Raw genomic sequence first — 14,660 nt, forward strand, 5'->3', positions numbered from 1 at the left:
CGCAATGACCACCGCACGCCCCGCAGACACTTCAAAACCCGACGCATCCCCGGCCCGAACCGCTTCCATCCGACGCGGGCAGCCCGCGGGATGCATCAGGTTCACCACCTGAACCGGCCCGTCCACCAGAACGGCCTCGACATCCAGATCGCCGGAAAACGTCAGAATATCCCCGACCCGGACGACCTCGCGCTCCGTCCCGTCCGAAAGACAAAGCCGCACACCCTGCCCTGTCAGCAGCGCAATCTGCCTCGAAATCCCCGGAAACCTCGAGAAAGCGCCATCCTGCGTAATCTCCGCAACGCTCAGACGCCACTCTTCGCCAGAGACAATGATCCGCGTCAGGCCGCCACCGTTTTTCCATGCCTGCGCGACAAGGTTTTCAACCGGCTGCGGCCCACGGGACAGCGGGAAAAGATTGTCATTTTCCGGATCCGGCTTCATATGGTCATACGCCTGCTTAGGGGTGTGTCTCATATGTAAGTACAACAACCCGGCAGGATCAGAAATGCTCTCCCGCCCACAGAGGGCAGACCAGTCCTCAAAAGAAGAAAAGGCAGCGGGCGCCGTGTCGCAGATCCTGGACAAGACGAAGACCATCGCACGTTACGAGCAGGTGAAAGCCTTCATCATCGAACGGATTGACTGCGGGGAATGGAAAGTCGGCCACCGCCTCCCCTCCGAACATGAATTCGTTGAACAACTTGGCATTTCCCGCATGACGATCCACCGGGCGCTGCGGGAACTGACAGCCGAAGGGATCGTCCGCCGCGCACAGGGAGTCGGCACTTTCGTGGCCCAGCCCGCCAAACGCGTCGAACTTCTGGAAATCCGCGATATCATCGACGACATCGTCGCCAGCGGCCACCAGCACCGCGCCGAAGTCATCGCCGTGGAGACGGTGCGGGCCGACAGCGATCTGGCCACGGCGTTCGAACAGCGCCCCGGCACACGCCTGTTCCGCTCCCTGATCGTCCATTACGAAGACGATGTGCCCCTTCAGCTTGAAGAGCGCTACGTCTCTCCGCATTTCGCCCCGGATTATCTGGAACAGGATTTCACCCGCATCAATCCCCACCGCCATCTCTACGGAATCGCCGGACCGGAAGAGATCGAACATGTGGTCTTCGCCGTCACGCCGCCGCAGGAGATCTGCACCCTTCTGCAACTCGACGAACCGGAAGCCTGCCTGCAACTGATGCGCCGCACTTGGGTCGACGGCCGCGTCGTCATGAAGGGCATCTTCACCTATTCCGGCAACCGCTACAGCTTCGGCGGTCGCTACCGCCCCTAAAGACAACACCCTGAAAACAACGCCTGGCGGATTGACGCCCCTGACACGGCGCCTCTAGAGTTCTCTCTTGTATAGACAACCAAGAGACCCGCCGTGACCGAACTCCTGCTCGATCAGCCTTTCTCTCCGCAGGACATCTGCGACATCGCCCGGAACAGAAAAACGGTCCGGCTGTCGCAGGCGGCGCGGCAGCGGCTTGAGGACGCCAACCGGCGCCTGCGTGTTCTGGTCGAGAGCGAGTCCGCCGCTTACGGCCTCAATACGGGCGTGGGCGGCCTGTCGGACACGCGCATCACGCCCGAAAAACAGTCCACTCTCTCCCGCAAGATCCTCTTCAGCCATGCCACGGGGCTCGGCCCCCCCCTCAGTGCCGAAGCAACTCGCGCCATCATGGCCTGCGCCGTCAACCAGTACTGCCTGGGCTATTCCGGCCTGCGCGCGGAGATCGTCGATCGCCTCGTCGCCCTCCTCAACCACGATTGCCTGCCGATCGTGCCAAGAGACGGATCGGTCGGATATCTCACACACATGGCCCATATTTCCCTGACCCTGATCGGTCACGGAACGCTCCGGACCAATGGCACGGAACAGCCCGCCGCCGAGGTGCTGGAACGGCTCGGTTTCACCCTGCTCGTTCTTGAAGCCAAGGAAGGGCTGTGCCTGGTCAACGGCCTCTCCTGTGCCACCGGAATTGCCAGCCTAGTCACGGAAGAAGCCGCCMCCTGTCTCCACTGGGCAGATCGGATCGCCGCCGCGACCTTTGACGTCCTTGGCGGACAACAGCGCGCCTTCGATCCACGCTCGGCAAACCTCCGCATCCCACCCGGCCATCGCGCCGTCTCACAAACCCTCAACCAGAATCTGGCAGATTCCGCCCGCCTCGCGGACGCCCGAGGCCAACGCACACAGGACGCCTTGAGCCTGCGCGCCATTCCCCATATTCATGGATCGGTCCATGACGCGCTGACCGGCATCCATCACGCCGTCACACAGGAACTGCAAAGCCTGTCCGACAACCCCGCCATCATTGAGGACGAAACAGGCATCAGCGCTTTTTCCGAAGCCCACGCCGTCGGCGCCAGTATCGCCCGCGTCATGGACGAAGCCGCCATCGCGCTGGCCTCTCTGGGCGCCGTCTCCGAACGCCGGCTGGACCGCATGGTCAACCCCCTGCTCAGCCCGTTCCCGGCGTTCCTGTCGAGCGATTCCGGCACGGGAAGCGGCTTCATGATCGCGCAATACMCGGCGGCCTCGCTTGTCAGCGCCAACCGCCGCAACGCCCTCCCCGCCAGTCTGGATGGCGGCATTACCTCAGGTCTTCAGGAAGACATTCTCGTCCACGCCACACCAGCGGCTCTCAAGGCACGGGACGTTGTCGCCAATACGCGATCCATTCTCGCGATCGAACTTCTGGCCCTCTGTCAGGCCGTGGACCTCGCCGGCCTCACCGGAAAAATCGCCCCCCGAACGCTGGAGCTTTACAACAGCGTACGGGCCATCCTTCCCCTTTACGAGGAAGACCACCCGCTGGCGGACGATATCACCCGACTTGAAGCCCTGATGCAGGCCGACCCTCCGTGCCGCACGCCCGGATCTCCCTGAGGAGAACAGGTAACCCGAACGGAAGGCTGACAACACAGGCCACACACCCGGCAATGCCAAGCATCGTGAAAGAGGCATGATCAACAATCAGCCCCCCAAGTGGTGCCCCCAGGGCATATCCCATACGGTCCATGCCGCCGCAGAACGTCCCGACCCTGCCTGTATGATCCAGCGCAGCCGCACTTCCCAGCAGCCACGCATAAGACAGCATGGAACAGTTCCAGTAGATGATGACGCCCGCCGTATAGCTCCAGGAATCCCACGCGCAACACGCCAGCAACCCGCCCACGCCCGTTCCCACCAGCGTCAGCGGCAGAATGATCTCCCGCCGCAGCCGCTGCGCCAGCGCGCCGACAATGAAGCTGACCAGAACGCTGGAAACGATACCCACCGTCGAGAGAAAAACGATATAATCTGCTGACAGATGAATGGCCCGTCCGACCCGTTCGGCAAAGGACCACGCCATGCTCGATCCCAGAGACGACCCCACCCAGATAAACAGCAGCGCCACCCCGCCACGCGTCAGACGCATCTTTTCCGTACTCTGCCGGACCGGCAATGGCGGCGCATGGCGCAGCGTCGCCATAAAGGGCGCAATCACCGCAACAATGACCGCGATCCCGACAAAAACCCCCAGTTCGCCAAAACTGCGCGTGGCGTAAGGGATGGCGTCGATCACCGCCACCAGAACGATCAGCCCTCCACCATTGGAAATGGCATACATCCGATCAGGGTTTTCACTCGCCGACGCCGCACAGACATAGGACCGCCCCAGCAGCGCCTCGCCCAAGCCAAACAGAAGCGCACAGCCCCACGTCCATGCCGAAGAAGACAGACCCGTCGCCGTCAGCAAGGACGACAGAACCACAAGCCCCGCGCCCAGAAAAGCTGTCATGACAACCGAAACCCGCCCTTTCAGACGAGACAGCACCATCATGAAAACCGCAAAGGCCATGATTTCGAAAAAGCCGAACATCCCCGCCCGACTGGCGGACTGATGCAGCCCCGACATCAGCGCATCAATCTGAAAGGGCATGACGGACGAGCCCAGATACGCACAGCCGGAGCAGATGCTGAGCCCCAGCGCCAGAAGCAGAAGCTGCCGCCCCGGAAGATAACGGACAGCCTGTATTCCTGTCATGATGATCGCATTTATCCTGTCAGAAGCAAAAAAAGGCGCATCCCCGAAAAGATGCGCCTCCGAAACCTTATTTCTTGGTCGTAATCATGGGCAGGTTCAAGCCGTTTTCATGCGCACAGGAAACAGCAATGTCATAGCCAGCATCGGCATGACGCATCACGCCTGTAGCCGGATCGTTCCACAGCACACGTCCCAGACGAGCCGCGGCATCTTCCGTCCCATCTGCGACAATGACCATGCCCGAATGCTGGGAAAATCCCATACCGACACCGCCGCCATGGTGCAGCGACACCCAGGTCGCGCCCGAAGCAGTATTGAGCAGCGCATTCAGCAAAGGCCAGTCGGAAACAGCATCCGACCCGTCACGCATCGCCTCCGTTTCGCGATTGGGGCTAGCCACCGAACCACTGTCCAGATGATCGCGCCCGATTACGATCGGAGCCTTCAGCTCTCCGTTGGCCACCATCTCATTGAACGCCAACCCCAGCCGGTGACGGTCCCCGAGACCCACCCAGCAGATCCGGGATGGCAGACCCTGGAACTGGATTTTCTCCCGCGCCATATCCAGCCAGTTGTGCAGATGCTTGTCATCCGGCAGCAGTTCCTTGACCTTCGCATCCGTCTTGTAGATGTCCTCCGGATCGCCCGACAGCGCCGCCCAGCGGAACGGACCGATCCCCCGGCAGAACAGAGGACGGATATAGGCCGGCACAAATCCCGGAAACGCGAAGGCATCTTCCAGCCCTTCTTCCAGCGCCATCTGGCGGATGTTGTTGCCGTAATCGAAGGTAGGCACCCCCATCCGATGAAACGCCACCATTGCCTCGACCTGAAGCCGCATGGACTCCCGCGCAGCTTTCTCAACCGCCGCGGGGTCCGTAATCCGCAGCTTCTCGGCCTTCTCCAGCGACCACCCGGCCGGAAGATATCCATTCAGCGGATCATGCGCGGATGTCTGATCCGTCACACCATCCGGACGGATGCCTCGCCGCACCAGCTCCGGAAAGACTTCAGCCGCATTGCCCAGAAGACCCACGGAAACCGCCTCACCCTTGGCGCAGGCCTCATGAATGATCTGCAACGCCTCATCCAGATCCTGCACCTGACGGTCCAAATAACCCGTCTCCAGACGCTTCTGAATGCGCGACGGCTCACATTCCACCGCCAGCATGGACGCCCCCGCCATCACGGCGGCCAGCGGCTGCGCACCGCTCATCCCCCCCAGACCACCCGTCAGAATCCAGCGGCCTTTGAGGTCGCCACCGTAATACTGGCGCCCCATCTCAACGAACGTCTCATACGTCCCCTGAACAATCCCCTGACTTCCGATATAGATCCAGGATCCGGCCGTCATCTGGCCGTACATCATCAGCCCCGCTCGATCGAGCTCGTTGAATTTCTCCCAAGTCGCCCAGTGCGGTACGAGATTGGAATTCGCAATCAGAACACGTGGCGCATTGGCATGCGTCCGGAACACACCAACCGGCTTGCCGGACTGAACGATCAGCGTCTCCTCGTCCCCCAGCTCCCGCAGGGCTTCCACGATCCGGTCATAGCAGTCCCAGTTCCGCGCAGCCCTTCCAATCCCGCCATAAACCACAAGCTCCGACGGCTTCTCCGCCACCTCCGGATCGAGGTTGTTCATCAGCATCCGCATGGCCGCTTCAGTCTGCCATGATTTCGCAGTGATTTCGGAGCCATGGTCGGCACGGATCACACGATCATTCGACAGGCGGGAAGAAACGGAAGGAGAGTTGACCATGAGTAAGGTCTCCATTTTCACAGGAACAGAAAGAGGTTTGGAAAAGTTTAGAAGCCAGCCGCCACGGTCATCGCAGTCGTAAATCGCGGCGCGATGTAATATCCGGGAGAACTTCCATCAATGGATGTCCCGTAAATGCCACGGGTGGCCTGGCCATTCAGCTGTGGCGACGCAATCCCGGACAGGACTTTCTCATCCGTCAGATTGATAAACGCGACCCGGATTTCCGGATGTTTGACAAAACCGACGCTCGGCAGACGATACCCCAGAGACAGGTTGAACGTCTTGTGAGCGGGCATTTTTTCATCGTTCATGAAGGTCGAATACTGAGACCCGGTGTATTTGAACGAGAACGTTCCGAAGAAATTCTTGTAATCATAGACAAGACCGAAAGATCCCTGAAACGACGGACTGCGAACTGCCGTTTTCCCCGCCGTCGGCAGATAGTCGTTTCCGACCTGAATATTGTTATCGATGGTCGCATGCAGATATTCGACGGAAACATACGGGGAGAAGCCATAAAACGGCATCAGCCCGGCTTCGAAATCCACACCGCGGGACGTCTGTCCGCCACCGTTGATCGTCGAATAGACGGGGACGTTATTGACATAGCGAAGGCTGGAAACCTGACGGTTGGTGAAGTTGTAGTTGAACAGCGCCAGGCTGGCATGAACGATTTTGCCCTGATACCGGTAGCCCAGCTCTTCAGAGATCGAATATTCAGGCTTGATCGCCGGATTACCCTGCGTTGAAACCGCCCCGCCGGAATAGGAATTGTACAGGGTGTCATCAATCGGCATCAGTGTATTGGTGCTCGCATTGATGAAGACCTGACTGTGGGAATCAATCTTGTACGTGGCCGAGACACGCGGCAGCGGCTGAAAATTATTGGCGCCCACATGATACTGCGTACCAGGCAGACCATTAGTTCCCGCCTTGCTCATCATCAGCGTCTTGATGCCACCCACAATCTTCAGGCGGTCGTTAAGAAGCGAAATTTCGTCCTGCAGATAAAGCGCATTCGTCTGCGTAACGGTGTGTTCCTTCTCCGCAAGATATGGCTGACCATTTCCCATGGTCACATTCTGCAGGCTCCAGGCCGAAGCCGCATTGCCGATCGAATCAACCGACGAAAACGGCATCGAAAGATCATCAACGCTGTACTGATACCAGTATCCCAATGTCACTTTCTGAACACCGAACTGGCGCGAAATCGACGCGTTGAACCCGCCGACAGACTGCGCGCCCACGTAATCGCTTCGCACGCTCCCGCCCGAGGCCTGGGCGTCCGGAATATTTACGGAAACAGGCTGTGTCCCATAATATTTTCCATCAGACGACAACGTAGAAGATGCCGGTGAATTCTGCATCGCATACAGGAAATACGGCGTGACATTGAGCTTCACCTTGCCCGGAAGCGTAAAGTCGGAAGGGAGACTCATCATGATCTGCTCCCATTTCCAGCGGTTCTGCCGCCAGTAATCCGAGCTTCCGGGCGTAAATGTCCCGTTCCATGCATAACTCCGCCCCGAAGTCTGCCAGTCGGCAAGCGTTGGGTTCGGATTGTACATGTAGTTCATGTCAACATACGACCCGACCAGCTTCATCCGGTCGCCGTTTGCAAATTCCTTCTTGAAGCCGAAGTCGATATGCCGGCGCATCTGCCGCCCCGGTCCGAGGGAATTTTTGGCCGTTCCGTTGGAAAACGACACATAGGCCGAAAGACCCGTATTCCCGATATCCCCGGTATCAAAACGTCCGAAGAACCGTTGAAGGTTCAGCGTGCCGTAACTGTAATCGACCAGTCCGCCCATCTTGTGGGACGGATCGCGCATCAGCGTTGTAACCTGGCCGCCCGAAGCATTGACCACAGGCGCCGTGATGGACGAAGACCCCTGGGTCAGACTGACGGAATCAATATCTTCACCATCCGCCCAGTATGTCGGATAGCCGTTATAGGTCTCGATATCGTTGACCGGCATGCCTTCCCAGACCTGCCCGATTTCGTTGCCCCCCAACCCGCGCACGCTCAGCATCGAATTGGCCGCAAAACCGTAAGGATCACTCTGGGAAAGATTGGCACCCGGAGCCAGCGAAACAGCCTGATAGGCCGTCGTCGTCGACGCTTGCTTGTTGATATATTCCGAAGTCACGGTACTGCGCATGTCGCCACCGGTCTGAACGGCCATCAGCCCCCCGCCCGCAATATGCCGGACCTTGCCATAGGCCCCGTTTTCTCCCGCTGCATGCACGGAAATAACCTCCGGCCCCCGCGCGCTGACAGAATGAGACTTCCGCTGCCCCGGCGCCCCGGCGGCATGCGCTTGCAACCGCGAACGCGTATGTGTTGTCGTTGCGGCTCCAGCCAGAGAGGTCGACGCCAGAAACGTCATGGTGGAAAGGGCTACACAAGCACGACGGCGTTTTACGATTGGCATGGTACCTGCTCGGAATCATTTCGTATCGAAATCACAATGTCATGTCTGGTTGCATATGCAACCTATCATTTGCACCAACATGACAAAGACATGTCTAAAATTTCTAGTGAATCATAAAAATAATTACAATATAACAATAACTTAGAAAATATCTTTCCCCCTTCGAAAAATTTTCCCGGCCCGTTCCACATCCCAACCCGAAAACCTTCCCACCGGCCATCAACGACACACCCTCAGGCTCGCCCTTCATGAGGCTCGCGGAACAAACCCCTTTATTCCATTGAATAAATTCATATTTTTTTACAGAAAATTCCAAGACGAACGCCCTTTCACAAGATTCGCAACGACTTACTCTTTCTCCCTTGTGAAGTTGTATATGCAAGTTCTCCTTGCGATGAGAGCCCCTCTTGGGCATGCTCGCCACATCTGCCCCTTCCCGAGAGCACGCATGTCCTGGACCACGGCTGAAACCGGCGACCCCATCCCGCCCTTCGTACAGAAAGCCAGCACCAGTTCCGGGGCCCTGTCCTTTGACATGATGGGCGGACGCAGAATCCTGCTGTTTTTCTTTTCCTCATCAACTGACCCCGAGGTCAAAAGCGTCCTCCAGCACCTCTCCCGATATCCGGAGGTCTTGAATCGCAGGGACTGCCTGTTTCTAGGCGTCACCCTCGACAGGGTTGACACGACCATTCTAAAAAACCGGTCCGATCTCAGATCGGTTTGTTTCCTTTACGATATCGATCGTATCTGCCACCGGACGTTCGGAATTGCTGAAAACACGCCACCGGGCTGGATAGAACTCGACCCGATGATGCATGTCGTCCACACGCAACTCCACCGTCCCGGTCTGGAAGAAACGCTTTTCGCGACGTTACTCCAGAAAGCCACCGCCCCGCAGCGCAGCATGCCTGTCCCGGTTCTCATGCTGGACCACGTTTTGGAACCGACCTTCTGCCAGGACCTGATCCGGTATCACGACACCCACAATCCCCAGCCCTCTCCCATCCTGACCTCCAATGCCGCAGGACATCCGGTCCGCACCGTCGCCCCGGATTTCAAACGCAGGCGGGACACGTCCCTGCGCGATCGGGGCATCGTCACGGAGCTGCAAAACCGTATCATCCGCCGCGTCGTCCCCGAGATTTTCCGGGCTTTCCGCTTCACGGCTACCCAGATGGACAGAATGCTCATCAGTTCCTACGACGCCATGGATAAAGGCTTTTTCGACGCGCATCGGGACAATACCGTCCCCAGTTCCGCCCACCGCCAGTTCGCCGTCTCCCTCACCCTCAATGACGACTACGCCGGCGGAGAACTGATTTTCCCCGAATTCGGCCCACAGACCTTCCGCCCCAATGCTGGCGGAGCCGTCATATTTTCCTGCGCGCTCCTGCATGCAGTCCAACCCGTCACATCCGGCCGGAGATACGCCTGCCTACCCTTCGTCTACTAACCGGAGCGTTATTGCTCGCCCAGCCTGACCAGAACAGGCATCATCATCGCAAAAAGCTCCGCCTGCGAGGAGATGGCACAGCGCGTATGGATCTGTTTACGAAACACTTTCACCGTCTGCACGCTCACTCCCATGAGCCTTGCAATCGAACGTGAAGAATGTCCCCGCAAAATCAGCAAAGCCGTCTGTGACTGCCGCGCCGTCAGCACGATGCCATACGTCTTTTCACACTGCTCGCGAAACTCCGTCATGGTATCCTGCGCATGTGCGGTCGGCGCAGCTTCAAGCCCTGACCAGTGTCTCCCCGCCAGCGCCGCTACAACAGGCTGAATAGCCAGAGCCTTTTCCCACTCCGCCGCAACAAATATCTCTCCCGAACTCGTATCGCGCCCGAGACAGATATGAATGGAAACATCCGCCGATATCCGGACCAGATACGTCATCTCGTCCAGAATATGCGTATCCCGATAATATTTCAGGTAATAGTCCGACGCAGCGAAATGATCGGGAACAACATCCTTAAGACGATATAGCCCCGAAGGCGCCCAGGCCCTGTCCACAACAAAAAACGGATCAAGCAGATAGATCCCCGTGCAATACGCACTGTCAAAGCGGGCATGGACATTTTTTTCTTTTGAGTGCGTCAACAGACACTTCGGCCGACCATCCCTCCTATAGGAAAGGATCGTCAGATTATCGATCGGGACACAACTCTCGAGCCACGCCACAAGATACTGCTCGAACGCAGGAGTCATCAGCGCTGAAATCACCGCCCCAAGCTGCTGTTCCTGCTGACAAAACATCCGGCTATACCCCTTCAGGGCAATATACGTCCCATCCACACAGAGCCTACCATCACACATCAGCAGCTGCACCCTGCTAGATGGAGGACCTGAACATGCCGTCTGCACTACCCTACACCAGCGAAGACATTCTCGCGGCAGATACCCATCTCGTCCAGTCCTGGGCGGATCTTGACAGTCTAAAGAAACCCCATGCCCGCACCGCAATCGTTGCGGCAAAGGGCGTCATGGTTCGTGACAGTAACGGTCAGGAACTGATTGATGGCATTGGCGGTTTGTGGTGCGTCAACGTGGGTCACGGACGCCCCGAGATCATTGACGCCATCTCCAACCAGCTCTCAACGCTGGATTTTTATTCCACCTTCTACACCTTCACCCACCCCACAGCCGCCGCACTGGCAAAAAAACTGGCGCAACTGGCGCCTGGAAACCTGAATCACGTCCATTTCTCCACTTCGGGATCGGATGCCAATGACGGCGCCGTGCGCATCTTGCATCATTATTACGAGCGTCTGGGAAAACCCGAAAAGAAACTCGTCCTGAGCCGCCACGGCGCGTATCACGGCTCGACCTATCTCTCCATCGCAATGACCACCCCCGCCTATTCCAAAGGCTGGTCAAAAGCCGAAGGGATCGTCCATCACCTAAAAAAACCGCATTACTGGCGCGAAGGCGACGGGATGACTGAGGCGGACTTCGCGGATCTGCTCATCGCCGACCTGCGCCATGAAATCGAACACCTCGGCCCTGAGAACATCGCCTGTTTCATTGGCGAACCCATCATGGGCGCTGGCGGCGTCATCGTTCCGCCCAAAGGATACCACCGACGCGTTCAGGACGTCTGTCGGGAATACGATATCAAGTTTGTAGCCGATGAAGTCGTCACGGCGTTCGGACGTCTCGGACATTTCTTCGCCTCCGAAGCGGTTTTCGATACCCAGCCGGAGATGATCACCATCGCAAAAGGCGTCACCTCCGGCTATCAGCCACTCGCCGCCACGATCATGACCGACGAAATCTACGATGTGGTGTCCGGCCCGGACGGCGTCTTCGCCCACGGCATGACCTATGCCGGCCATCCGGCCGCCGCCGCCGCCGGTCTGGCAAATATCGCCCTAATGGAAGCCGAACAGATCCCGGAACGGGTACGCGTCACCGGCAAGCTGTTTGAAAACACATTGCGTGCGCTGGAAGATCTCGACATCGTCGGCGAAGTCCGCGGCAGCCATTTTATGATGGGCATAGAATTCGTCAGCGACAGGACCAGCAAAACCCTCTTCGATGCTAAGCTCAACATTGGCATGCTGGTCGCGCGCAAGGCTCAGGAAAAAGGCCTCGTCGCCCGCCCGCTGGGACATATCCTGATCCTGTCCCCCCCACTGATCCTATCGGAAGAGCAGATCGCCAGAATTGGAGACATCCTCCGCGAAAGCATCACGGAGGTCATGCACGATCTTCCAAAAGACTGAAGGTAAGCGTTCTCAATATCCCCAGTCAGGGTGATAGGTCAGGGCGGGGGTCTTCCCCGCCTCGATCTCCCCGATAGCCCCGGCGACATAAGCCGCCTGCATTTTGCAGGACGCCTCCGCCGCAACATGGGGGGTCACGAAAACTTTCGGATGCTCCCAGAAAACAGCGTCCTGCGGCAGTGGTTCCTGCGCAAAAACATCCAGCACAGCCCCCAGCATCCGCCCGCTGTCGAGCGCCGAAATCAGGTCTTCCGCCACCACCTGCTCGCCACGCCCCACATTGATCAGACTGCCCCCCGGCTTCAGATGGGACAGAAACTCCGCATCAATCAGACCGCGCGTCTGCGGCGTACTGGGCAGAAGATTGACCAAAATATCCGTCTTTCCCAGAAAATCGACCTTGCCGGCCTCTCCGAAATACAGCGGAATATCCTCAACCGGTCGCACCCGACGACACCAGGCCGAAACCTGAAACCCGGCTTTTGACAGGCGTTGCGCCACAGCCGACCCCAAATTGCCATATCCCAGAATACCGATCGTGGTCTCCGCACTCGTGCGATATTCAAGATTGCGACGCCAGATTTTCTTCTCCTGCTGCAAGGCCCAGGTCCGCGCATCACGCAGCAGCGAAACGATCGCCCACAGCACATAATCCGCCATCAGAACCGCCGTCTGGTCTCCCCCCATACGGACCAACATGACATCCTTCGGAAAATCTTTCCGACCCACCAGGTGGTTCACTCCCGCCCCACTACAGAAAATGGCGCGCATATGCTGCATTTTCGCCATTTCTCCAAGAGCCGGGTCCCAGACCAGCGCATAATCGGCTTTGGACGGATCAAACGCCGGATCAAACCACGACACCGTCCGGATACCGGGCGCCACCTCACGGAAAGCATTCCGCCAGTCCTCCCAGACGCCCGGCCCTTCTGCACTGATTGCAAGCGTTACCATCAGATTTCTCCGCAAAACCCCAACACGCGCCCGAGCGGATCAGTATTTGATCCAGACCGTCTTCATAGCGGAATATTTATCGAAACTGTGAAGTGAAAGATCACGTCCGAAACCGGACTGCTTCATGCCCCCAAACGGTGTCATCGGAGACAGCGCATCAACGGTATTGACCGACACCGTTCCCGCATTCAGCCTGTCCGAAACGCTCAAAGCCCGCGTAATGTCCCGGGTCCAGACGGACGCCGCCAGACCGTAAGGCGTATCATTGGCCAGAGCCACCGCCTCATCCTCATCCCGGAACGTCTGGATAACCAGAACAGGCCCGAAAATCTCCTCGCGCACAATCGTGGCGTCCGACGCAACATCCGCAAAAACCGTCGGCTGGATATAGGCCCGCGATGCCCCATGGGTCAGTTGCCCGCCCCCCGTCACAAGCGTGCCGCTCTGACGTCCGGCTTCAATGAACCCGGCAACACGGTCCGCATGCTCCACCGTCGCCATCGGACCCAGCCGCGTGGACGGGTCCAGCGGATTACCGGGCACAAGAGCCTCGGCCCTGGCCTTCAGCCGCCCGATCATGTCCTGTGCAATCGTTTCATGCACCAGCAGACGCGAATTCGCCGAACAGACCTGCCCCTGATTGAAGAAAATCCCCCAGGCCGCCTTGTCCGCAGCCGCCTCCAGATCGGCATCGGGAAACACCAGGCACGGACTCTTCCCGCCCGTCTCCGGCCAGACCTGCTTCATGTTGCTCTCACCGGCATAGCCCTGAAAGAGCTTTCCGATCTCCGTTGAACCGGTAAAGGCCAGACAGTCCACATCCGGATGCAGCCCCAGAGCGCGCCCCGCTTCATGCCCGAAACCCGTCACGACATTCAGCACACCCGCTGGCAGACCGGCTTCGGACCCAAGCTCCGCAAGGCGCAGCGCGGACAACGGAGACTGCTCGGCAGGCTTGAGAACAACCGAGTTGCCCACGGCCAGAGCCGGTGCAATTTTCCAGATCGCCAGATCCAGCGGAAAATTCCACGGCACCACCACACCCACAACCCCGAGCGGCACCCGGCGCACCATCGCAAGATCCCGCCCGCCCGTCGGCGCAATCTCGTCATACAGCTTGTCGATGGCCTCGGCATGCCATTGCAGAATGGCCGCAGCCCCCGGCACATCAATCGTGAGCGTATCGGAAATCGGCTTGCCCACATCCAGCGTGTCCAGAATGGCCAGTTCTTCAAGATTATCCCGCACAAGCTGTGCCCAGCGCAGCAGAATGGCCTTGCGCTCCGCCGGTGTCAGGCCAGACCAGACCCCACTTCCAAAGGCGGCCCTCCCGCTGACAACGGCCCGGTCAATGTCCCCGGCATCGCCCCGCGCCATCTCCGCCAGAACAGCACCCGTGGCCGGATTGACGGTCTCGAACCGCTGCCCCGAAAGAGCCGGAACAAACCGCCCGTCAATCCAGCAGTCATTGCGCAACGACAGTTCGGCAGCACGCTTCGTGTAAAACTCGGTATTTTTCGTCATCCGGTCTGCTCTCTTCCGTCTTCAGACATCCTGCGGCCCCTCAGGCCCCGACATGTCGGACTATAATTTCCACAGAGCCTGCGGCCCGCGCCGGCGCAGGGCGGCGATGTCTTCAAGACCGGCCAGCCCCAGAATATCCACCACTTCCTGAGACAGCGCGCGGATGGCTTTCTCCACGGAGGCCTCACCGCCCGCGGCCAGCGCCCAGGCCCAAGGA

Annotated in this window: 12 protein-coding genes; 4 read left to right on the forward strand and 8 right to left on the reverse strand. The window is 58.7% G+C overall.

From position 1 onward, the window contains the following. Positions 1-444: HutD family protein (locus tag KP708_RS14705; protein WP_215757209.1), on the reverse strand; the 444-nt coding region annotated here is incomplete at its 3' end. Positions 445-508: 64 nt separating this feature from the next. On the opposite strand from KP708_RS14705, the gene hutC reads away from it, so the two are divergent. Both hutC and hutH read left to right on the forward strand, forming a co-directional pair. Continuing rightward, positions 509-1,294, forward strand: a complete 786-nt coding sequence (gene hutC / locus KP708_RS14710; RefSeq protein WP_252347581.1) for a histidine utilization repressor — start codon at positions 509-511, stop codon at positions 1,292-1,294. Positions 1,295-1,387: 93 nt separating this feature from the next. Continuing rightward, a complete protein-coding gene (hutH, locus tag KP708_RS14715; protein WP_215757210.1) occupies positions 1,388-2,896 on the forward strand; it encodes a histidine ammonia-lyase in 1,509 nt (502 codons plus the stop codon). Here hutH and KP708_RS14720 read toward each other — a convergent pair. From KP708_RS14720 to KP708_RS14730, 3 genes are all read right to left on the reverse strand, one after another. Then, positions 2,835-4,037, reverse strand: a complete 1,203-nt coding sequence (locus KP708_RS14720; RefSeq protein WP_215751301.1) for a hypothetical protein — start codon at positions 4,035-4,037, stop codon at positions 2,835-2,837. The genes hutH and KP708_RS14720 overlap by 62 nt on opposite strands. A gap of 67 nt (positions 4,038-4,104) precedes the next feature. After that, positions 4,105-5,799: a urocanate hydratase gene (gene hutU / locus KP708_RS14725; RefSeq protein WP_215751300.1), complete on the reverse strand. Its 1,695-nt coding sequence runs from the start codon at positions 5,797-5,799 to the stop codon at positions 4,105-4,107. Positions 5,800-5,846: 47 nt separating this feature from the next. Beyond that, positions 5,847-8,237 carry a TonB-dependent receptor gene (locus KP708_RS14730; RefSeq protein ID WP_215751299.1) on the reverse strand — a complete coding sequence of 797 codons (2,391 nt, stop codon included), beginning with the start codon at positions 8,235-8,237 and terminating at the stop codon, positions 5,847-5,849. 448 nt (positions 8,238-8,685) lie between these two features. Here KP708_RS14730 and KP708_RS14735 point away from each other — a divergent pair, with 448 nt between their 5' ends. Continuing rightward, positions 8,686-9,693 (forward strand): 2OG-Fe(II) oxygenase, encoded by a 1,008-nt coding sequence (locus KP708_RS14735; protein ID WP_215751298.1) that lies wholly within the window; start codon positions 8,686-8,688, stop codon positions 9,691-9,693. 8 nt (positions 9,694-9,701) lie between these two features. Here the strand turns inward: KP708_RS14735 and KP708_RS14740 are convergent, their stop codons facing one another. Next, positions 9,702-10,556: a helix-turn-helix transcriptional regulator gene (locus tag KP708_RS14740; protein ID WP_215751297.1), complete on the reverse strand. Its 855-nt coding sequence runs from the start codon at positions 10,554-10,556 to the stop codon at positions 9,702-9,704. Between the two features lie 35 nt (positions 10,557-10,591). Between KP708_RS14740 and KP708_RS14745 the strand changes: the two genes are divergently transcribed. Continuing rightward, entirely contained in the window at positions 10,592-11,965 is a 1,374-nt protein-coding gene (locus KP708_RS14745) for an aminotransferase class III-fold pyridoxal phosphate-dependent enzyme (protein WP_215751296.1), read from the forward strand. A gap of 12 nt (positions 11,966-11,977) precedes the next feature. Here KP708_RS14745 and KP708_RS14750 read toward each other — a convergent pair whose 3' ends face one another. The 3 genes from KP708_RS14750 to KP708_RS16060 form a co-directional block, all read right to left on the reverse strand. Next, complete coding sequence (locus KP708_RS14750) at positions 11,978-12,919, reverse strand: glyoxylate/hydroxypyruvate reductase A (protein WP_215751295.1); 942 nt, start codon at positions 12,917-12,919, stop codon at positions 11,978-11,980. Between the two features lie 39 nt (positions 12,920-12,958). Continuing rightward, the gene (locus KP708_RS14755; RefSeq protein WP_215751294.1) at positions 12,959-14,443 is read right to left on the reverse strand and encodes an aldehyde dehydrogenase; all 1,485 of its coding nucleotides are present in this window, start codon (positions 14,441-14,443) and stop codon (positions 12,959-12,961) included. A gap of 60 nt (positions 14,444-14,503) precedes the next feature. Continuing rightward, on the reverse strand, positions 14,504-14,660 hold a 157-nt coding region (locus KP708_RS16060; RefSeq protein WP_215757211.1), incomplete at its 5' end, for an alpha-hydroxy-acid oxidizing protein.

It is taken from the genome of Gluconobacter sp. P5H9_a (assembly GCF_018812085.1).
Taxonomy (GTDB): Bacteria; Pseudomonadota; Alphaproteobacteria; order Acetobacterales; family Acetobacteraceae; genus Gluconobacter.

Coding starts and splice junctions, on each gene's coding strand:
- KP708_RS14740 (WP_215751297.1), bottom strand. CDS start 10,556: ATGTGTGATGGTAGGCTCTGTGTGGATGGGACGTATATTGCCCTGAAG.
- KP708_RS14755 (WP_215751294.1), bottom strand. CDS start 14,443: ATGACGAAAAATACCGAGTTTTACACGAAGCGTGCTGCCGAACTGTCG.
- KP708_RS14745 (WP_215751296.1), top strand. CDS start 10,592: ATGCCGTCTGCACTACCCTACACCAGCGAAGACATTCTCGCGGCAGAT.
- KP708_RS14730 (WP_215751299.1), bottom strand. CDS start 8,237: ATGCCAATCGTAAAACGCCGTCGTGCTTGTGTAGCCCTTTCCACCATG.
- hutU (WP_215751300.1), bottom strand. CDS start 5,799: ATGGTCAACTCTCCTTCCGTTTCTTCCCGCCTGTCGAATGATCGTGTG.
- KP708_RS14735 (WP_215751298.1), top strand. CDS start 8,686: ATGTCCTGGACCACGGCTGAAACCGGCGACCCCATCCCGCCCTTCGTA.
- KP708_RS14750 (WP_215751295.1), bottom strand. CDS start 12,919: ATGGTAACGCTTGCAATCAGTGCAGAAGGGCCGGGCGTCTGGGAGGAC.
- KP708_RS14720 (WP_215751301.1), bottom strand. CDS start 4,037: ATGACAGGAATACAGGCTGTCCGTTATCTTCCGGGGCGGCAGCTTCTG.
- hutC (WP_252347581.1), top strand. CDS start 509: ATGCTCTCCCGCCCACAGAGGGCAGACCAGTCCTCAAAAGAAGAAAAG.